Genomic DNA, 18598 nt, shown 5'->3' with positions numbered 1-18598 from the left:
GGTGGGGGAAATTTGAATTACTATAGTCCTATATAGGACTAAGTGTCTTGCAAAGCTTCCGCGCTGTCAACGGGCGCCGATGAAAAAACCGCGGCAAGCGAGCTGGCCGCCCGACGACCGGTGGGCGCGGCGCCCTGGCCGTAGGCGCACGATCACGCGGCGGCTGCCCCCCGGTCCATGTAACGGCTTGGAGATAAACTGTCGCGATGCCAAAAAATGCTGCTTCCCGCTCCCTGCCTCGCATCCGCCTTGCCGGTCCGGAGGGACTGCCCAAATATCTGCAACTGAAGAATGCGCTCGCCCAGGAGATCTCCGGCGGGCAATGGGAACCCGGCCAGCAACTGCCGCCGGAGGACATGCTGGTGGAAGCGACGGGGCTGAGCCTGGGAACGGTGCAGCGGGCGCTGCGTATGCTGGTGGACGAAGGCGTGCTGGTGCGGCGCCACGGCGCGGGCACCTACGTGGCCAAGCGCCGGTATCCCATGGGCGGGCCGTTCCAGCATTTCCGTTTCATCGACGACACGGGCGAAGGCATATTGCCTATCTACACCAACGTGCTGAAACGCTACGCGGTGGAGGACTACGGCCCGTGGACCGAGCTGCTGAAGACCGAGAACATCACCTGTATCGACCGCGAATTCTCGATCAATAACGAGTTCTCGCTGTACGTGCGGATCTACTTCAACAGCAGCCGCTTTCCCGAACTGACGTCGGTCAATCTTGCCGAACTGAACGGCGTCAGCTTCAAGGACCTGCTGGCGCGCAAGTATGGCCAGCCGACGGCGTCATATACGGAGCGCATGAGCGTGGCCAAGCTGCCGCCCTTCGTCGTCCAGGCCTTGAAGCTGCCGCGCAACACCGTGGGCGTGCGGCTCGACATCGTGGCCGCGGACCAGAACGGCGAGGCCATCTACTTCCAGCACGCCTACATACCGCCCAACGCGCGGCAATTGCTGATGCAGGATCACTGAAGGGACGCCCGGTCAGGGACGCCCGGTCAGGGTCCTCCCGTCAGGGTCCTCCCGGTCAGGGACCCGCGGGGGAACCCTAGATCCCCTGGCCGCCGGACACTTCGATACGCTGCGCGTTGATCCAGCGGTTGTCCTCGGACAGCAGGCTGGCGATCATCGGGCCGATGTCGTCGGGCACGCCCACGCGGCCCAGCGCCGTCATGCCGGCGAACAGGCGGTTGAAGTCCGGCGTGTCACGCACGGCGCCGCCGAAGAAGTCGGTCTCGATCGCGCCGGGCGCGACCGCGTTGACCGTAATCCCGCGGCGGCCCAGTTCCTTGGCCATGTACACCGTCAGGACCTCGACCGCCCCTTTGGCGGCGGCATAGGCGGACCAGCCTTCGGCCGAGACGCGCGTCAGGCCGCTGGACAGATTGACGATGCGGCCGCCGTCCGCCAGGAGCGGCAGCAGTTTCTGCGTCAGGAAGAACACGCCCTTGAAATGCACGTCGACCAGTTTGTCGAAGGCTTGCTCGCTCATCTCGGCCAGGGGCGCCATGTCGCCATGGCCCGCATTGTTGACGAGATGATCGAAAGTGTCGCGCCCCCAGGCCTGCCCCAGGGTGTCCTTCAGGCGCGCCGCGAAATCGGCGAATGTGGCGGCGTTGCCGGCATCCAGCTGCAGCGCGGCCGCCTTGCGGCCCAGCTTGCCGATTTCGGCGACGACGGCCTCGGCCTCGGCCGCGCGGCTGTGGTAGGTGACGATGACGTCGCCGCCCTTGCGGGCGATGTTCAGGGCGGTGTTGCGGCCCAGGCCGCGGCTGCCGCCGGTCACGAGGGAAATCGTGGTCATGGAATGGCTCCTTGGTTGACGATGCGAACAGGGAGCATTCTGCGGCCGATGGCGGCGCCGGGCTTTGCCTGAATCTAGACCTTATTGGCCTATTCCTGCACCGACGATATGCTTGGCGCCGGGAGCCGCTACGATGCAGGCCTGGACCGCTCTCGTGAACTCCTGGACATTCCCGGCACGCCACCATGAACCCTGCCTTGCTCGATACCGTGCGCCGCTACGCCGAGGCCTGCGCCGATCCCGCCGGCGTGGCCCGCACGCCCGTGCCGGGACTGGCGCTGATCCGGGCCACGTCGCCCAGCAGCATCGAATACGCCATCTCGCGGCCCCTGGCCTGCCTGGTGCTGCAGGGAAGCAAACGCGTCACGACAGGCGCGGAAACCTTTTCCTTCACCGCCGGCGATTCGCTGCTGATCGCCGCGGACGTGCCCACCGTCAGCCAGATCACGCGGGCCAGTCCGGCGCAGCCTTATTTTTCGCTGGTGCTGGACCTGGACCTGGCCATCCTGGGCGAGCTCGCGGTGGAGATGAAGCTGGACCGGGCGGCGCCAGGCGCCGCCGTCACGGTGGAGCCCACGGACGGCGAAGTCGCCGACGCGGCGCTGCGCCTGATGCGCCTGGTGGAGCGCCCGGCCGCGCTGCCCGTGCTGCAGGCCCAGTTGCTGCGCGAGATGCACTATTGGCTGCTGGCCGGCCGGCATGGCGCCGCCATCCGGCAACTGGGCGGGGCCGGGAACCACACCCGGCGGGTGGCGCGCGCGGTGGCGTTGCTCAGGAAGGAATACGCGCAAGCGCTGCCCGTGGCGCGGCTTGCCGAGGCCGCGGGCATGAGTCCCTCCGCTTTCCACAAGCATTTTCGCGGGGCCACGTCGCTGACGCCGCTACAGTTCCAGAAGCAGCTGCGGCTGATCGAGGCGCGGCGGCTGATGACCGCCGAAGGCCTGTCGGCCAGCAGCGCCGCCTTCGCGGTCGGCTACGAGAGCGTGCAGCAATTCACCCGGGAGTATCGCCGCATGTTCGGCCTGCCGCCGGCCAGGGACGCCGAGGCGGTGCGCGACGCGGCGCGGCCGGCGCCCGCCACCGTGGCCGCGTCCGGCATGCCCGGCTGAGCGGGCCGTTTCACGCCAAGCAGGACCGCCGGTCTCACGGCATCGCGGGACGGCCGCGCGCGGATGCGAGCGGCACGGTTCTTGTGACCACGGGCCGGATGCGGGCGCGCGGGCGCCTGCCCCGCGGCGCCAGGAGACCCACCATGCCCAATCCCGTTCTGTTCCAGCCCATTCGCGTGCGCAACCTGCGCCTGCCCAATCGCATCGTCATCGCGCCCATGTGCCAGTACTCGGCACAGGACGGCTGCATGAACGATTGGCATCTGATCCACCTGGGCCATCTCGCCCTGTCCGGCGCGGCGCTGCTGACCATCGAGGCCACCGCCGTGACGCCGGAAGGCCGCATCACCTGGGCGGACGTAGGGCTGTGGAACGATGAAACCGAGGCCGCGATGAGCAAGGTATTGCAATCGCTGCGGCGTTGGTCGGATATGCCCATCGCCATCCAGCTGGCGCACGCGGGCCGCAAGGCCTCCACCGAAGTGCCCTGGGCGGGCGGCGCCCAGCTGCCGCCCGGCGATCCGCACGGATGGCAGACCGTGGCGCCCTCGGCCATCCCGGGCGGCGAAGGAGAACACCCGCCCACCGCCCTGGATCGCGACGGCCTGCAAAGGCTGAGGCTCGCCTTCGTGGAGGCCGCCCAGCGCGCCCATCGCCTGGGCATCGACGCGGTGCAGATCCACGCCGCCCACGGCTACCTGCTGCATCAGTTCCTGTCGCCGCTGTCCAACCGGCGCGACGACGAGTACGGCGGCTCGCTGGAGAACCGCATGCGCTTTCCGCTGGAAGTCTTCGATGCCGTGCGCGCCGCCTTCCCGGCCGACAAGTCGGTAACGGTACGGGTGTCCGGCACCGATTGGGTGGAAGGCGGATGGGACATTGGGCAGACCATCGCCTTCGCGCGCGCCCTGGAATCGAACGGATGCGACGCGATCCACGTCTCCAGCGGCGGCCTGGACCCGCGCCAGCGGATCCCCGTCGGCCCCGGCTACCAGGTACCGCTGGCGCGGGCCGTGAAGGCAGCGGTCGGTATTCCGGTGGTGACGGTAGGCCTGATCACCAGTCCGGAACAGGCCGAAACCGTGGTCGCCACCGGTGACGCCGACATGATCGCGCTGGCCCGCACGGTGCTCTACGACCCGCGCTGGCCCTGGCATGCGGCGGCGGAGCTGGGCGCCCACGTGCGCGCGCCCAAGCAGTACCTGCGTTCGCAGCCTTCCCGGCACAAGGCCCTGTTCGGCGAATCGGGGCCGGTCAGCCCCGAGCCGCGCTGGACGCAGGGCGACAACAGCCGCATCAGCCTGGAAGAGGACGTGGACGCGTCTTCGGCGGCGGCGCCGCGCCGGCGCTGACAGGCGGCACGGCGGATGCGGCGCCGCCGGTCAGGCGCCCTTGGCGCCTTCCTCGAATTCGCGCCGCAAGGCGCGCAGTTCTTCGGCCTCTTCATCGGAATCGACGCCCAGCCGCAGCAGCATGTCCAGCTCGTCCACGCCCTGCGAGCGGGCGTAGTCGGCGATCTCGCGCTCGATTTCCGCTTCGTAGAAGGCGATGCGCTGGTCCTGGGCGGCCCCGGCCTTCTCGGTCGCCCGCGCATCGGCATTGCGCGCGAGCTCGGGCTCGGCCCCCAGCAGCCGCTCCCTGCCCTTGGCGATCGCCACTTCTATCCGTCGTTGAGCCGTATTCCGGTTATCAGCCATGTCGTTTCCTTGCGCGTTACCCGTCCACCCCCGGGGGCCCGCCAACACGGCGCACCCGCGGGATCCTGTCCTGCCCCGATCCTGCCCGATCCCCGTCATGGCGGGGTCTGACCGCCGTCTTCGCTGCCCGCGCTGCCCGTGCTGCCCGCCGCGCTGGCGGCGCCCGCGCCGCCGGCCGGCGTGGCCGCGCCCTGGCCTTGCATCGGCACGGCGGACTGCCCGGCGCCCTGGCCCGCCCCGCGGACCTCGATGCGCCGGCTGCCGGCGTTTTCCGGCATGCGGCCCAGGCGTACCGTCAGCACCCCGTTTTCCAGCGCGGCCTGGGTGCGCTCCGGATCCGGGGTGAAGGGCAGGGTCACTTGGCGCTGGAAGCGCCCGTAGCTGCGTTCCGAGACATGCATACCGCCTTCCCGCTGCGCATTACTGCTCTTCTTTTCACCGCTGATGACCAGGGTGTCGCCCATCAGCCGCACGTCCAGGTCTTCCTGCCGCACGCCGGGCAGCTCCACCGAAACGCACAGCTCCGCGCCTTCTTCGCAGACCTCCATCTGCGGCATGGCGCCCATCGCGGCAGGACCGCCCGTCCCCCATCCACCCAACATACTGCCAAAAAGCCGATCCAGTTCCTGGTGCAGCTCCATGATCGGCGAAGCGGGCCACTGACGGCCCGATAAAGCGACGTTGCGTGTTGCCATGGTTGCCTCCGTAAGGGTGCAAGAGCCCGGAGGGCGCCGCAATCGATGTTCCCGTCCGGCGGCCGCCGGCGCGGCGGGCGGACGTCACGGCGTGCTGGCCGACACGGGAATCGACAAGGTGCAGTGCAGGCCGTCCCCGCCGAAGTCGCAGGAAGTCCTGGCTCCCAACTGGTAGGGCAATGCCTGCTCGATCAGCTCGCGCCCATGTCCCATGCGGGTGGCGGCCTGCGGCGGCATCCGGACGCCCGTCTCGCGCCAGTCGACGTGCAGCCACGGCCCGCCGTCCGGCCCGGCGCGCTCCAGGGACCACTGCACGGCCAGGCGGCCCGACGGCTGGGCGAGCGCCCCGTATTTCATCGCATTGATCGCCAGCTCGTGCAGGGCCATCGCCAGCGTCTGCACCGTGGAAGAACGCAGGCGCACGCCGGCCGGGCCGCGCCGGGTCACCCGCCCGGCATCCGCCGCCAAGGCGGCGATCTCGGTATCGAGCAGTTCGTCGAAGGTCACCCGGTCATACTCGTCCAGCCGGGACAACAGGCCCTGGACGCGGCTCAAGGCGGCCAGGCGGTCGTCCAGGCGGGCCCTGAAATCGTCCAGGCTGGTACTGGCCCGGGCGGTGCGGTCGGCCAGCACGCGGACCACGCCCATCAGGTTGCGGGTGCGGTGCTGCAGCTCCGCGATCAGCACCTTCTGCCTTTCCTCGCTCTCGCGCACGGCCGCGTACATGCGCTTGGACTCGGTAACGTCGATGTGTGCGCCGACCAGCCGTACCGCCCTGCCGTCGGCATCGCGCTCGATATCGGCGCGGGCATGGATCCAGCGCACCTCGCCATCGGACGGCCGCACGATCCGGTACTCGCTGTCGTAGCCGCCGGATTCGCCGTTCAAGGCGTCCATCAGGGTGCGCTCCGCCTGGTCGCGGTCCTCGGGATGCACGCGGGCGCGCCACTGGGCGTGGGTTTCCTCGCGCGCGTCGGGCGGCAGGCCGTGCAGCCGCAGGTACTCCGGCGACCGCCAGGCGCGCATCCCGTCGGCCACGTCGATGTCTATGCCGCCGACGCCGCCTATGCGCTGCACGCGCGCGAGATCGGCCTCGCGCTCGCGCAGCCGGGCTGCCGCCAGCCGGTGCTCGTCGCGATCCAGCGCCGCCTGCATGGCCTCGCTGCCATCCAGCATCAAGGCCGCCAGCGCCGGATCGCGGCCCATGCAGGCGATCGCGTCCGGCTCGTAGTTCAGTTGCGGATACATCTCCGTCCACCAATGCGCCGCCCGCACAAAGGCCAGGAAGCCGGTCAGCAGCTCGAGATTGGCCGCGCCGACCAGCTTCGCCACGCCCTCGCGGACGCGGCCGGCCTGCGAGGGCGCCAGGAACAGGACGGTCAGCGCATCGAAAAGCCGGGCTTCGTCGGCGGTGTCCGGTTCCGGCAGGCCCGCCGGCCCGGTGCGGGCTTCCATCTCGCGTATCGCGCGGTCCAGCTGCGCCGCGACGGGCACCGGCCGGCGCAGCAGCCGCATTACCTGCTGCACAGTCAGCGGCGGAACATGCGCGTCGCCCGCCGGGCGGCCCGCCCCGATCAGGAAGCCGACATGGCGCACGATGCAATAGCGGACCTCGCAGAAGCGCGATAAATGCACGAACAGCCGTTCCTTCAGCAGCGAAGGCAGGGGGATATCCAGGTACGCGGCTTTGGCGAAGGCCCATAGCGCGGCGGCCGGACCGGCCGGCAGCGCGGCCGAGCCGTAGAAGTCCGGCAGCAGGCCGAGACGGCTGGCCACTTGCGCATGCAAATCGTCATTGTCGGGCGGCATCATGTCGCTTGAAGTCATACGGGTCACCTTGCAGGCAGCCGGCGCATGGGCATGCGCCGATCAGGCCGGCATGGGAGCGACGCCGTGGATGGCGTGCAAGAGCTGCCGCATATCGATCGGCTTGCCGCAGCGGGGGGCGCTTCGGTATCGCGGCGGAATCGCCGATTCGTCATAGCCGGTGGCGAACACGAAGGGAACGCCGCGCGCCAGCAGGGCATCGGCCACCGGCAGCACGGATTCCCCGCCCAGATTGATATCGAGTACCGCGCAATGCGGAGAGCGGGCCGATTCCACCATGGCAAGCGCATCCCGCACATTACCCGCCAGCCCGATGACGACCGCGCCGGCGTCTTCGAGCTCGCTGCGCAAATGGCTGGCAAGCAGGTACTCGTCCTCGACGATCAATATGCGCCGGTCATGCAGGATCTGCTCGCCCATGGTTCCCTCCTGGATGCCCAAAGCCTAAGCAATTTCTCCGCCTTGCGGTGCAACTTTGGGTAATACGGTTCAGCGCGCCGGCCCACCCCGGCCACGCAATTTTTGCTGCACTGCAAGTTTTCTTGCAACTGTAAAGATGCTGCAATATGGCTTGCATACCATCCCATCCATCGCTCGCCCCGCCCTTCCCGGAACACCAGGATGCGCTTCGAAGACCTCATCGCCGAAAAACACGACGCCCTGACCGGGTCCGACCGCAAGCTGGTGGACGTGTTGCTGTCCGACACCACCATCGGCAGTTTCATGCCGGCCCACAGGATCGCCGAACGCGCGGGCGTGCATCCGTCCACCGCCGGGCGTCTGGCCCGCAAGCTGGGTTTCGACTCCTACCGCGCCATGCGCGAGGCCATGGTGTTCGAGCTGGACGCTTCGGCCCGCGTGCGCAAGCGCATCGACAACGCCACCGGGCGCACGCTGCTGGAATCCCTGGTCGCCGGAGAGATCGCGGCGCTGGCCCGCCTGGCCGAGCAGGTCAGCCAGAAGGAGATCGTGGCCGCGACCGATCTGCTGCGCCGGGCCCGCCGCATCGTCGTCATGGGCGAAAGCCACGCCGGCAGCCTGGCGGAACTCTTCGCCCGCCGGCTGAAGCGGTCCGGCTATCACGCCGTGGGCCTGTCGCACGCCGACTGGCAGGCGGCCGATGAGCTGATCAGCGTGACCGGCAAGGATCTGGTGTTCGGCATGATCTTCCGCCACGAAAGCCCGGGCGTGGCGCGGGCCCTGGCGCTGGCGCGGGAAGCCGGGGCCGGCACGGTGCTGCTGACGGACCTGACCTTGCCCGCCATGGCGAAGCTGGTCATCGCCGCCCGGCGCGGCGAACCGGGCGAGTTCCAGTCGCTGACGGTGCCCATGGCCATCTGCAACACGCTGATCCTGGAGCTGACACGGGTGGACCACGGCCGCTCGCTGGAGGCCCTGGGCAAGCTGGAAGACCTTCGGCTGAGTTTCGAAAAGGCCGGCAGCCGGCCGCGGCGGGGTTGACCCGCCATTCCTGGCATCCATCCTGTCACCCATATACCGCGCGGGGAATCGTATGTTCAAACTAAACCGGTATGCCGCCCAGGGCATTCTCCTGTGCCTGCCCGTCCTGGGCATGGCGATGGCCGCGGGCAGCGCCGCGCGGGCCCAGTCCGCGCCCGACACCCGCCCCACGCTGACGGTGGCGGTCAACGAACTGGCGCGCACCCTGGACCCGGCCACGGGCAACGGCAACGTCGACGTCCGCATTTATTACTCGATCTACGACACGCTGATCCGGCGCGACTTCGACCATCCGCAGGCCAATGGCGGCGCCAGGCTGGTGCCGGGGCTGGCAAGCAGCTGGGCGTGGACCACGCCCACCACCTTCGAGGTCAAGCTGCGGGCCGGGGTGACCTGCCATGACGGCAATCCCTTCAATGCGGACGACGTGCTGGCGACTTTCTCGGCCGAACGGCTGTGGGGGCCCGATGCCTATTACGCGGAAGGCCCCGCCTATTTCGGCAACCTCAGAAAGGTCGAAAAACTGGACGACATGACGGTGCGCTTCACGACGGCCGAGCACGACGCCGCCATCGAGCAGCGGCTGTCCAGCTATATGTCCTTCGTGATCTGCGACGAGGCCTGGAACAAGTACCGGAAGGACGGCGTCCCTGCCAAGACCTGGATGGACGAGGCCGCCAAGGCGCTGCGCTTCAATCCCGTCGGCACCGGTCCCTACAAGTTCGCCGGCTACCAGAAGAACGACCACATCACGCTGCGGGCCTTCGACGCGTACTACGAAGGCAAGCCGGCGGCCAAGGCCGTTGTATTCAAGTCGGTGCCGGAGGTGGCGGCGCGCATCGCCGGGCTGGTGTCCGGTGAGTACGACATCGCCGCCGAAATTCCGCCCGACCAGTGGCAGGGCCTGGCCTCGTACAAGGACCTGGCGCTGAAGACCGTACCGCTGGAAAACAGCCATGTCGTGGTCTTCAATACCAACGACCCGGTGCTCTCGGACAAGAACCTGCGCCATGCGCTCAGCCTGGCCATCGACCGCAAGGCCTTGATCGACGCCTTGTGGAAGGGCAGGACCTACGCGCCCAACGGCTACCAGCTGCCCAGCTTCGGCGCGCTGTACGACAAGGAGCGCGCCGGCTATCGCTACGATCCCGAACAGGCGAAGAAACTGCTCAAGCAGAGCCGCTACAAGGGGCAGGAGATCTCCTACCGGCTGATCCCCAATTACTACCTGTACAACGTCGAGGCCGCGCAGATCCTGCAGGAAATGTGGCGCGCGGTCGGGATCAACGTGCGCATCGATTTCGTCGACAGCTTCAAGGAAGTGCGCAAGCCCGGCGTGCAGATGTATGCCTGGTCCAACACCTACCGCATCCCGGATCCCACCGGCTCGCTGCTGATCCTGTGGGGGCCGAACTCCGAGGTGCAGAAGTCGCAGAAGATCTATACGCCCAATCCCGAGTTCAACACGCTGTCGCAAGGGCTTTACACCGCCACCGATGTGGCGCGTCGCGCGGCGACCTACCGCAAGGTGCTCGATATCTTCGAGGACGATATGCCCATGACCATGCTGTATAACCCGGTCACCGGCTACGCGATGAAGAAAAACGTCCAGTGGCAGCCGTACTCGCAGTACTACATGGACTTCCGGCCCGACAACTTCTCCTTCGGGACGCGCTGATTGGACACGATTCTTCACGTCGAGGATCTGCGCGTGGGCTTTCGCACGTCGGCGGGCTTCGCCGACGTATTGCACGGCGTCGGCTTCCAGGTGAGCCAGGGCCGCACGCTATGCATCGTCGGCGAAAGCGGCAGCGGCAAGAGCATCACCTGCCAGGCGATCCTGGGCCTGCTCGCGCGCAATGGCCGCCAGACCGGCGGGCGCATCCTGTTCCAGGGCCGCGACCTGGCGGCGCTGTCCGAGCGCGAGCTGCGGCAGGTGCGCGGCGGCGGCATCGGCATGGTGTTCCAGGATCCGCTGGGATCGCTCAATCCCGTGCACACCGTGGGCAGGCTGCTGGACGAAACGCTGGCCCTGCACACGCCGCTGGACCGGACGCGCCGCGCCGCGCGCTCCATCGAGCTGCTGGAAATGGTGGGCATAGCGGAGCCCCGCCAGCGGCTGGCCTCGTATGCGCATCAGTTTTCCGGCGGCATGGCGCAGCGCGTGATGATCGCCATGGCGCTGGCGTGCCGCCCGCAATTGCTGATCGCCGACGAACCGACCACCGCGCTGGATGTGACCATCCAGGCGCAGATACTGGAATTGCTGAACCGCCTGAAGGCCGAACTTGGCATGGCCATGCTATTCATTACGCACGACCTGGGCGTGGTCGCGGAAATGGCCGACGACGTGGTGGTGATGCGCCATGGCCGCGTCGTGGAAAGCGCGCCCGCCAGGCAGTTGTTCGACGCGCCGCGCGACGCCTATACGCGCGAACTGCTGGCGGCGATGCCGCGCCTGGATGCGCGCGCGCCCGTCTACCGCTGGCGCGAGGAATGGGCATGACCCCGCGCGCATCCATACCGCCCCTGCTGGAAGTCAGCGGCCTGCGGCGCTATTTCGACGGCGCGCGCACACTGTTCGGCACGGGCGCCGGCATACGCGCCGTGGAAGACGTGTCCTTCTACGTGCGGACCGGCGAAACCCTGGGCCTGGTGGGCGAGAGCGGTTGCGGCAAATCCACCACCGGCCGCCTGATCGTGGGCCTGGACCGTCCCACGCGCGGCGCCATCCGGTTCAAGGGCCAGGACCTGGCATCCCTGGGCGCCGCGCAATGGCGCGCCAAGCGGCGCGAGGTCCAGATCGTTTTCCAGAACCCCTTGTCCGCGCTGGACCCGCGCCTGTCCATCGGCCGGCAATTGCGCGAGCCGCTGGACCTGCACGGCATCGGCCCGGCCGCCGGACGCGACGCCGCCGTCGACGGGCTGATGCAGGCGGTCTCGCTACCCGCGGCATTGAAGGACCGCTTCCCGCACCAGATCAGCGGCGGCCAGGCCCAGCGCGCGGTCATCGCCCGCGCCCTGGCGCTACAGCCCAGCCTGATCGTCTGCGACGAACCGGTTTCAGCCCTGGACGTGTCCGTGCAGGAAACGGTCGTCACGCTGCTGGAACGGCTGCAGCGCGAGCGCGGCATCGCCTACCTGTTCATTTCGCACGACCTGCGTGTGGTGCGCCGGCTGTCGCATCGCGTCGCCGTCATGTACCTGGGCCAGATCGTGGAGGAAGCGGACACCGACGATCTCTATGAAACGCCGCGGCACCCCTACACGCAGGCCCTGCTGTCCGCCATCCCGGACATCTCGGCGGCGTCCCGGCGCGGCGGGACGCGGCGCATCGTGCTCAAGGGCGACCCGCCCAGTCCCGCGCGGCCGCCTGGCGGCTGCCATTTCCACACCCGCTGCCCTTATGCCCGGGAACGCTGCACGAAAGAGATGCCCACCCTGCGGCCCTTGGCCATGGGGCACGCGGCGCGCTGCCATTTCGCGGAAGAGATAGGCGCCTGATATGAACACGAACCGCCCCCTGGTCATCGCCCACCGCGGCGACTCCGCCCACCATGTCGAAAACACGCTGACCGCGTATCGCGGCGCTGTCGACATCGGCGCGGACGTCGTCGAAAGCGACGCCCGCCTGAGCCGGGACGGCAGCGTGTTCGCCTGCCACGACGCGACCCTGCAGCGTATCGCCGGCGACGCGCGCGCGGTGGCCGACATGACGGCGGCCGAACTGCGGGCGGTCGCCCTGGCGGGCGGCGAGCGGCTTGCGCCCTTGCCACGGACACTGATGGAAATCGCGCCGCGCCGACCGGTGCTGATCGATGTGAAGACCCCGGACCTGCCGCTGATCGAGGCCATCGCGCGCGACGTGAAGGGCAGCGATGCCGCGGCCAGGGTATGGATAGGCGTGCGCGATCCGGCGCAGATGGCGCTGGCCCGGGTCTTGTTGCCCGGCGCGCGCCTGCTTGCCTTCCTGCCCGATTACGGCCGCGCGCAAGAATTCGAGCGTGCCGGCGCCCATGCCTACCGGGTGTGGGAGGGCGACATCGACGACCCCGTCGCGCGCCGTGTGCTGGCCGAACGGCCCGCCTGGATCACGCTGGGGGGCAAGGGCACGCCGTGCGCGGTGGGCGACACGAGCACCGCCCGGCTGTCCCGGATCCTGGCGCTGCGCCCGCGCGCCGTGCTGTTGAACGATCCCGGCTTGCTGACACGCGCGGCGGCGCCATCCCTGCCGGAGGCCACATGAACGGGCGCCTGCTGGCACGCAAGCTGGTGCGCGCCGTGCTCACCGTATGGGTCGTCGTCACCTTTACCTTTGTGGCGCTGAATCTGTCGGGCGACCCCATCGAGGCCCTGGTCGGCGACCAGGCCTCGCCCGAGGTCATCCAGCAGTATCGCGCCCGGTTCGGGCTGGACCGGCCGCTCTGGGAACAATACGTCTCGTATCTCGCCAATCTGGCGCGCGGGGATTTCGGCCTGTCGCTGTCGGACCAGAAGCCCGCCACGCAATTGATCGAGGCCGCCCTGCCCTACACCCTGCGCCTGGGCCTGACCGCCTTCGGCATCGGCCTGGCGCTGGGCCTGGCACTGGGCATCGTCGCGGCGCTGAACCGCAACCGCGCGGTGGACCGTTTCGTCATGAGCTTCGCGGTGCTGGGCTTCAGCCTGCCCAATTTCTTTTTAGGCATCCTGTTGATCCTGCTGTTCTCGCTGAAGCTTCGCCTGCTGCCCAGCGCCGGGGCGGACACGCCCTGGCACCTGGTCCTGCCGGCGATCACGCTGGGCACGCACTTCGCGGGGGTATTCGCCCGGTTCACCCGCTCGGCGATGCTGGAGGTCCTGAATCGCCAATACATGGTGGCGGCCCGCGCCAGGGGCACGCCGCGGATGCGCCGGGTGCTGTGGCACGCGCTGCCCAATGCCGCCATCCCCATCGTCACCATCGCCGGCCTGAAGCTGGGCGACCTGGTCGCGGGATCCATCATCGTCGAGACGGTGTTCGGCTGGCCAGGGGTGGGACGGTTGCTGGTCGGTTCGGTCACGTCACGGGACTTCGCCGTGGTCCAGGCCATTCTGATCCTGACCGCCGTCACGATGGTCCTGACCAACCTGGCCGTCGACTTCATCTACACGCTGCTCGATCCGCGCATGCGCGCGGCGCGCAAGGACGGTTAGCCCCATGCTGTTCGCATTGCCCTGGCGCAGAAAAAAAGCCGCCGCCGTTCCGCTCGGCAAGCGCTACCCCGCGCTGGTCGTCGCGGCCCTGGTCTTTGTCGTGGTCCTGCTGGCCGTCGCCTGCCTGGCCGATGTCCTGGCGCCCTACGACTACCGCACGCAGGCGCTGCGCCTGCGGCTGGCACCCCCGGTTTTCCTGGGCGGCACAGACGCGCATTGGCTGGGCACCGACGAACTGGGCCGCGACCTGTTCAGCCGCCTGCTGTATGCCATCCGCTTCAGCGTGCTGGTGGCCCTGGGCGGCACCGCCATCGGCGCGCTGGCCGGCACCCTGCTGGGTTTCCTGGCCGCGCATTTCCGCGGCTGGGTGGAAGAACTGGTCATGATGCTGGCCGATGTACAGGCCTCCCTGCCCTTCATCCTGATCGCGCTGGCGCTGATCGCCGTCTTCGGCGGCAGCTTCGTCCTGTTCATCGCGATCATGGGCTTCTACGGCTGGGAAGTGTTCGCGCGCCTGACCCGCGGCGTGGTCATCGCCGCCAACGGCCAGGGCTATGCCATGGCCGTCAAGGCCCTGGGCGCGCCGCCGTGGCACATCTATGCCCGCCATATCCTGCCCAATATCCTGAGCGTGCTGATCGTGCAGTTCACGCTGAACTTCCCGCAGGTCATCCTGCTGGAGACCTCGCTGAGCTTCCTGGGCCTGGGGATACGCCCGCCGCTGACCAGCCTGGGCCAGATGCTGGGCGCGGGACGGGCCTTCCTGACCACGGCCTGGTGGATCGCCATCTTTCCCGGCAGCGTCATTTTCCTGACGACGATGTCCATTTCCATCCTGGGCGACTGGCTGCGCGACCGGCTGGATCCCGCGCTGCGCGACGCGGGATAAATGGCGGGCCGCCGGCGTCCGGCGCCCCACCGGCCATGCCCACGGTCACCGGCCAGCCGCGACTCCGCCCGCGGTCATCGGCATCCGCCGTGCGCCTTCCGCCGTTCGCGGTAGTCGATGTCATCCTGGACGGGTACGATTGCGGCCACGAACGTGTGCGCAATCATCCACGGAGGAAAAAAATGGCTCAAGACCCCGCATCGCGCGCGCTGCCGCTGGTGCCTCCCTCGTTTTTCGGCATCGTCCTGGGACTGGCCGGCCTGGCCGGCAACTGGCGTGCGGCGCATGCCGTCTGGTCGCTGCCCGCGGCCGTGGGCGAAGCGCTCTATGCCGCCGCCTTCCTGGCCTGGCTGGCCATCGCGCTCCTTTACGCACTGAAGTGGTTGGCGGCGCCCGCCGTCGCCCGGGAAGAGGCCGAACACGCGGTGCAATGCTGCTTCATCGGCCTGGCCGGCGTGGCGACCATGCTGGTCGCGCAGGGCGCCTTGCCTTATTCGCGGCCGCTGGCCATCGGCCTGTTCCTGCTGGGCGCCATCTTCACCATCGGCTTCGGCCTGTGGCGCACCGGCATCCTGTGGCGCGGCGGACGCGACGCCACCGCGACCACGCCGGTGCTCTATCTGCCGCTGGTGGCGGGCGGTTTCGTGACCGGGACGGTATCGGCATCCCTGGGCTGGGCGGAATGGGGGCAGCTGGCATTCGGCGCGGCGTTCTTCGCCTGGCTGGCCATCGAATCCGTGCTGCTGCATCGCCTGTATACGGCCGCCCCCCTGGCGCTGCCCCTGCGGCCCACGCTGGGCATCCAGCTGGCGCCGCCCGCGGTCGGCGCGGTGTGCTATCTGTCGGTGGGCAACGGCCACGCCGACCTGTTCGTCCATATGCTGATCGGCTACGCGCTGGTGCAGGCGCTGCTGCTTGCGCGCATGGCGCGCTGGCTGGGCCAGCAGCCTTTCGGCGCGTCGTACTGGGCCTACACCTTCGGCGCCACCGCGCTGGCCGGGGCAAGCATCCGGGTGTCAGGCGATGCCCAGGCCGCCGCGCTGGCGACGCTGGCGCCCGCCCTGTTCGTGCTGGTGAACATCCTGGTGCTGGGCATCGCCGCGGGCACGGTCGTGCTGCTATTGCGCGGAAAGCTGCTGCCCGCGCCGCAGCCCGCCGCCTCCATGCCGGCCGCGGTTCCGCCCGCTGCCAAGACGCCCTGAAGCCGCCGTCCCCGCCGGCGGACGCAGGCAAACGCCACGCCGCCGGTACGGCCCTTGCTGCGCTGTGGCCTCTTCCAACGGACCACCCAGCAAGGAGATCCCGATGAGCGACCGATCGACCCCAGGCCCCAAGGATCTGCCGCCCGCGCGGCCGGGCGCGCACGAAAAGGCCCCCGGCGAACAGATACGCAGCCGCAGCGCCGACCCCGGCCAGAGCAGCTATGGCGGCTTCAAGGGCGAAGACCCGGGACGCCAGGCGCAGGACCTGGCGGACACGCCCGACGCCGACGTCAACCGGACGGACAGGGACCCGGCCGGCAAAGCGCGGGAATAGGTCTCGCGGGCGCCGGCCCCGATGCGCGGCCTGCCGCGGGGCCGGGCGCCCACTCGACGCGACGGGCACACCATCGAGGGAGCCCGACCATCCCGGCGCCGCCGCCCCGCGAGCCGGGCCGCCCGGATCAAAGCTTCCGCGCCGCCGCCTCCCGCAGGTGCTCCATCAGCGATCGCGACGCCGGGGCCAGCGCGGCGCCCCGCCGCGTGGTGATGCCGACCCGCTCCTCGCTTCCGGGTACCGAGCCGGGCACGACCGCCAGCGAATTGCTGGCGATATCGCGGGCCACCGCGCTGCGTGGCACCAGCCAGATGGCATCGTGTTCCAGCGTCATCGCGCGTGACATGGACATCGACAGCGTCTGCAGCAGCATCCGCGGTTTGCCGGCGCCTGCCTCGTCCAGCAAGCGGTCCGCGGACTGGCGGATCAGGGTGCCGGCGGGCGGCAGCAGTACCGGGAACACCCCGCTGGACGCGGCTTCCCGCAGCCCGGCGCGCGAGGCCGGATGGCCGGGCCGCGCCACGACCACCAGCGGATCGGCAAACAGGTATTCGAAGCGCAGCCCTTCGGACAGCTCCGGGTCCGCCGCCCGGTTCACAGCGAAGTCCAGCTCCCCGCCGCGCACGCCCGCCAACAGCTCGGAATTGGAGGCCGTCACCGCTTCCAATTCCACGTCGCGCCATGCCTGGCGCATAGTGGCGTAGGCCGGCGGCACCAGGATCGCCGCCAGCGTGGGCAATACGCCGAAGCGCACCTCCGCGCGCTGGGGGTTGTCGGCGACGGCCATCATCCGCAGGCCCTCGCGCAGGGTCTCCAGCATTTGCGTGGCGTAGGGCAGCAGGCGCTGGCCCTCGCGGGTGAGCTTCGCGCCCTGCCGGCCGCGCGTGAACAGCGCCGTGCCGACGATGTCTTCCAGCTCCACCAGCCGCTTCGAGATCGCCGGTTGCGAGATCGCCAGCTTTTCGGCCGCGCGCAGCAAGGAGCCGCTTTGCGCGATGGCGACGAAGCAGTGCAGGTGGCGCAGGTTGACGCGGCCGCCCGCCAGGTCATGTATATCCATAGGTTATGGAAACAATCCAAAAAATTCACTTTTCATAATCTTAGAGAAATTCCAGAATCCCTGTCACCACAATCGAGAACAGCAGGGCAAGGAGACACCGCCATGGCGCACAGCCGGGTCGAAGCGTTCGACTGGGGATCGCACCCCCCCTACGATTACCCACCCTATCGCTCCACCGCCAAGCGTTCGCCGCGCGAAGCGCTGCAGCCCATGCCCGAGCGCATGCGCAACATGCGGGCGCCCGTCTATGGCGCGCACCAGCTGGGCGCCCTGGACCACGACCTGACCCGCAACGCCGTGCGGAACGGCGCGCCGCTGGGCGAGCGCATCATCGTGACGGGCCGCGTGCTGGACGACCGCAACAAGCCGGTCGCCAATACGCTGGTGGAGATCTGGCAGGCCAATGCGGCGGGCCGCTACGTACACAAGGGCGACCAGCACGACGCGCCGCTGGACCCCAACTTCCTGGGCGCCGGCCGCTGCCTGACCGACGCCAACGGGGTGTACCGCTTCCTGACCATCAAGCCGGGCGCCTATCCCTGGGGCAATCATCCCAACGCCTGGCGCCCCAACCACATCCACTTCTCGCTATTCGGGGAATGGTTCGCGTCGCGGCTGGTCACGCAGATGTACTTCCCGGGCGACCCGCTGCTGGCATTCGATCCCATGGTGCTGGGCGTGCCCGAGCATGCCCGCGACAGGCTGATATCGCGGTTCTCGCCCGACGTGACGGAGGATGGCTACGCCCTGGGCTACGTCTTCGACATCGTCCTGCGAGGCGCGGACGAGACGCCGATGGAGCAACGCCGATGAGCCGCCAGACCCCTTCGCAGACCGTGGGCCCCTACTTCGCCTATGGCCTGGTGCCCGAACAGTACGGTTTCGACCTGAAGAGCGCCTTTCCCGCGCGCCTGATCGAGCCGGACGATCCCGCGCCGCGCGTGACGCTGACCGGCCGGGTGCTGGACGGCGACGGCGAGCCGATACACGACGCCTTGCTGGAGTTCTGGCTGGAGCGCGATGGCGAGCCGCCCGCCATGTGCCGCATAGGCACGGGGACCGACCCACGGTTCCGCTACGTCGTGGACCTGCCGCGGCCGCGGGCCGGGGCCGGCGGGGACGCCCCGCATGCGGACATCGTCGTCACGGCGCGCGGCATGCTGCTGCACGCCATCACGCGGGTTTACTTCGGCGACGAAGAAAAGGCCAATGCCGCCGACCCGACCCTGGCCGCCATAGCGCCGGCGCGGCGCGCCACGCTCATCGCGCGGCCCCTGTCGGCCCGGCATTATGTTTTCGACATACGGCTGCAAGGCAAGGACGAGACCGTCTTTTTCGAGCTGTAG

At 68.9% G+C, this 18598-nt stretch carries 19 protein-coding genes and 1 pseudogene; 14 read left to right on the top strand and 6 right to left on the bottom strand.

Translation table 11 applies throughout. The features are described 5' to 3' along the window. The first annotated feature begins 206 nt into the window (after positions 1-206). Positions 207-971, top strand: a complete 765-nt coding sequence (locus BAU06_RS03905) for a GntR family transcriptional regulator (protein WP_066344529.1) — start codon at positions 207-209, stop codon at positions 969-971. Positions 972-1047: 76 nt separating this feature from the next. On the opposite strand, the gene BAU06_RS03900 is transcribed toward BAU06_RS03905, so the two are convergent. After that, on the bottom strand, positions 1048-1803 hold the full coding sequence (locus BAU06_RS03900; protein WP_066344528.1) for an SDR family NAD(P)-dependent oxidoreductase: 756 nt from the start codon (positions 1801-1803) through the stop codon (positions 1048-1050). Positions 1804-1988: 185 nt separating this feature from the next. On the opposite strand from BAU06_RS03900, the gene BAU06_RS03895 reads away from it, so the two are divergent. Further along, positions 1989-2912, top strand: coding sequence for an AraC family transcriptional regulator (locus BAU06_RS03895; protein ID WP_066344525.1), 924 nt, complete (start codon positions 1989-1991; stop codon positions 2910-2912). A gap of 143 nt (positions 2913-3055) precedes the next feature. After that, positions 3056-4156 (top strand): annotated as a pseudogene (locus BAU06_RS03890) (NADH:flavin oxidoreductase/NADH oxidase); the annotation flags it as partial. A 138-nt stretch (positions 4157-4294) separates the two neighbouring features. Here the strand turns inward: BAU06_RS03890 and BAU06_RS03885 are convergent. The 4 genes from BAU06_RS03885 to BAU06_RS03870 form a co-directional block, all read right to left on the bottom strand. Further along, entirely contained in the window at positions 4295-4609 is a 315-nt protein-coding gene (locus tag BAU06_RS03885) for a hypothetical protein (protein WP_156770138.1), read from the bottom strand. A gap of 95 nt (positions 4610-4704) precedes the next feature. After that, positions 4705-5304: an Hsp20/alpha crystallin family protein gene (locus BAU06_RS03880; RefSeq protein ID WP_082987958.1), complete on the bottom strand. Its 600-nt coding sequence runs from the start codon at positions 5302-5304 to the stop codon at positions 4705-4707. Between the two features lie 84 nt (positions 5305-5388). Next, the gene (locus BAU06_RS03875) at positions 5389-7131 is read right to left on the bottom strand and encodes a sensor histidine kinase (protein WP_066668204.1); all 1743 of its coding nucleotides are present in this window, start codon (positions 7129-7131) and stop codon (positions 5389-5391) included. A 42-nt stretch (positions 7132-7173) separates the two neighbouring features. After that, positions 7174-7551 (bottom strand): response regulator, encoded by a 378-nt coding sequence (locus tag BAU06_RS03870; protein WP_197509428.1) that lies wholly within the window; start codon positions 7549-7551, stop codon positions 7174-7176. Between the two features lie 201 nt (positions 7552-7752). Between BAU06_RS03870 and BAU06_RS03865 the strand changes: the two genes are divergently transcribed. From BAU06_RS03865 to BAU06_RS03825, 9 genes are all read left to right on the top strand, one after another. Beyond that, positions 7753-8592, top strand: a complete 840-nt coding sequence (locus tag BAU06_RS03865) for a MurR/RpiR family transcriptional regulator (RefSeq protein WP_066344514.1) — start codon at positions 7753-7755, stop codon at positions 8590-8592. A gap of 52 nt (positions 8593-8644) precedes the next feature. Beyond that, positions 8645-10270 (top strand): ABC transporter substrate-binding protein, encoded by a 1626-nt coding sequence (locus tag BAU06_RS03860; protein ID WP_082993511.1) that lies wholly within the window; start codon positions 8645-8647, stop codon positions 10268-10270. Then, positions 10271-11098, top strand: a complete 828-nt coding sequence (locus BAU06_RS03855) for an ATP-binding cassette domain-containing protein (RefSeq protein ID WP_197509426.1) — start codon at positions 10271-10273, stop codon at positions 11096-11098. It begins immediately after the preceding gene. Further along, a complete protein-coding gene (locus tag BAU06_RS03850) occupies positions 11095-12096 on the top strand; it encodes an ABC transporter ATP-binding protein (RefSeq protein WP_066344509.1) in 1002 nt (333 codons plus the stop codon). The genes BAU06_RS03855 and BAU06_RS03850 overlap by 4 nt, the downstream gene beginning before the upstream one ends. Before the next feature lies 1 nt (position 12097). Next, positions 12098-12838, top strand: a complete 741-nt coding sequence (locus tag BAU06_RS03845; RefSeq protein ID WP_066344507.1) for a glycerophosphodiester phosphodiesterase — start codon at positions 12098-12100, stop codon at positions 12836-12838. Beyond that, positions 12835-13767 carry an ABC transporter permease gene (locus BAU06_RS03840; protein ID WP_066344504.1) on the top strand — a complete coding sequence of 311 codons (933 nt, stop codon included), beginning with the start codon at positions 12835-12837 and terminating at the stop codon, positions 13765-13767. The genes BAU06_RS03845 and BAU06_RS03840 overlap by 4 nt, the downstream gene beginning before the upstream one ends. Before the next feature lie 4 nt (positions 13768-13771). Then, positions 13772-14656, top strand: coding sequence for an ABC transporter permease (locus BAU06_RS03835; RefSeq protein ID WP_066344502.1), 885 nt, complete (start codon positions 13772-13774; stop codon positions 14654-14656). Between the two features lie 182 nt (positions 14657-14838). Next, complete coding sequence (tehA, locus tag BAU06_RS03830) at positions 14839-15858, top strand: dicarboxylate transporter/tellurite-resistance protein TehA (protein WP_082987956.1); 1020 nt, start codon at positions 14839-14841, stop codon at positions 15856-15858. Positions 15859-15961: 103 nt separating this feature from the next. After that, positions 15962-16192: a hypothetical protein gene (locus tag BAU06_RS03825; RefSeq protein WP_066344501.1), complete on the top strand. Its 231-nt coding sequence runs from the start codon at positions 15962-15964 to the stop codon at positions 16190-16192. A gap of 127 nt (positions 16193-16319) precedes the next feature. On the opposite strand, the gene BAU06_RS03820 is transcribed toward BAU06_RS03825, so the two are convergent. Further along, on the bottom strand, positions 16320-17252 hold the full coding sequence (locus BAU06_RS03820) for a LysR substrate-binding domain-containing protein (protein WP_066344496.1): 933 nt from the start codon (positions 17250-17252) through the stop codon (positions 16320-16322). A 102-nt stretch (positions 17253-17354) separates the two neighbouring features. Between BAU06_RS03820 and pcaH the strand changes: the two genes are divergently transcribed. Together pcaH and BAU06_RS03810 are read left to right on the top strand one after the other, a co-directional pair. Then, on the top strand, positions 17355-18065 hold the full coding sequence (gene pcaH, locus BAU06_RS03815) for a protocatechuate 3,4-dioxygenase subunit beta (RefSeq protein WP_066344492.1): 711 nt from the start codon (positions 17355-17357) through the stop codon (positions 18063-18065). Beyond that, positions 18062-18598: a peptidase associated/transthyretin-like domain-containing protein gene (locus BAU06_RS03810; protein WP_066344491.1), complete on the top strand. Its 537-nt coding sequence runs from the start codon at positions 18062-18064 to the stop codon at positions 18596-18598. The genes pcaH and BAU06_RS03810 overlap by 4 nt, the downstream gene beginning before the upstream one ends.

It is taken from the genome of Bordetella bronchialis (genome assembly GCF_001676705.1).
Lineage (GTDB): Bacteria > Pseudomonadota > Gammaproteobacteria > Burkholderiales > Burkholderiaceae_B > Bordetella_C > Bordetella_C bronchialis.
The sequence above is the reverse complement of the archived record's forward strand: the minus strand, read 5'-3'. Positions and strand labels throughout refer to the sequence as shown.

What these genes read in the sequence shown, in the direction of transcription:
- BAU06_RS03875 (WP_066668204.1), bottom strand. Translation starts at nt 7,131, where the DNA reads ATGACTTCAAGCGACATGATGCCGCCCGACAATGACGATTTGCATGCG.
- BAU06_RS03850 (WP_066344509.1), top strand. Translation starts at nt 11,095, where the DNA reads ATGACCCCGCGCGCATCCATACCGCCCCTGCTGGAAGTCAGCGGCCTG.
- BAU06_RS03810 (WP_066344491.1), top strand. Translation starts at nt 18,062, where the DNA reads ATGAGCCGCCAGACCCCTTCGCAGACCGTGGGCCCCTACTTCGCCTAT.
- BAU06_RS03860 (WP_082993511.1), top strand. Translation starts at nt 8,645, where the DNA reads ATGTTCAAACTAAACCGGTATGCCGCCCAGGGCATTCTCCTGTGCCTG.
- BAU06_RS03905 (WP_066344529.1), top strand. Translation starts at nt 207, where the DNA reads ATGCCAAAAAATGCTGCTTCCCGCTCCCTGCCTCGCATCCGCCTTGCC.
- BAU06_RS03840 (WP_066344504.1), top strand. Translation starts at nt 12,835, where the DNA reads ATGAACGGGCGCCTGCTGGCACGCAAGCTGGTGCGCGCCGTGCTCACC.
- BAU06_RS03835 (WP_066344502.1), top strand. Translation starts at nt 13,772, where the DNA reads ATGCTGTTCGCATTGCCCTGGCGCAGAAAAAAAGCCGCCGCCGTTCCG.
- BAU06_RS03845 (WP_066344507.1), top strand. Translation starts at nt 12,098, where the DNA reads ATGAACACGAACCGCCCCCTGGTCATCGCCCACCGCGGCGACTCCGCC.
- BAU06_RS03820 (WP_066344496.1), bottom strand. Translation starts at nt 17,252, where the DNA reads ATGGATATACATGACCTGGCGGGCGGCCGCGTCAACCTGCGCCACCTG.
- BAU06_RS03870 (WP_197509428.1), bottom strand. Translation starts at nt 7,551, where the DNA reads ATGGGCGAGCAGATCCTGCATGACCGGCGCATATTGATCGTCGAGGAC.
- pcaH (WP_066344492.1), top strand. Translation starts at nt 17,355, where the DNA reads ATGGCGCACAGCCGGGTCGAAGCGTTCGACTGGGGATCGCACCCCCCC.
- tehA (WP_082987956.1), top strand. Translation starts at nt 14,839, where the DNA reads ATGGCTCAAGACCCCGCATCGCGCGCGCTGCCGCTGGTGCCTCCCTCG.
- BAU06_RS03900 (WP_066344528.1), bottom strand. Translation starts at nt 1,803, where the DNA reads ATGACCACGATTTCCCTCGTGACCGGCGGCAGCCGCGGCCTGGGCCGC.
- BAU06_RS03885 (WP_156770138.1), bottom strand. Translation starts at nt 4,609, where the DNA reads ATGGCTGATAACCGGAATACGGCTCAACGACGGATAGAAGTGGCGATC.
- BAU06_RS03895 (WP_066344525.1), top strand. Translation starts at nt 1,989, where the DNA reads ATGAACCCTGCCTTGCTCGATACCGTGCGCCGCTACGCCGAGGCCTGC.
- BAU06_RS03825 (WP_066344501.1), top strand. Translation starts at nt 15,962, where the DNA reads ATGAGCGACCGATCGACCCCAGGCCCCAAGGATCTGCCGCCCGCGCGG.
- BAU06_RS03865 (WP_066344514.1), top strand. Translation starts at nt 7,753, where the DNA reads ATGCGCTTCGAAGACCTCATCGCCGAAAAACACGACGCCCTGACCGGG.
- BAU06_RS03880 (WP_082987958.1), bottom strand. Translation starts at nt 5,304, where the DNA reads ATGGCAACACGCAACGTCGCTTTATCGGGCCGTCAGTGGCCCGCTTCG.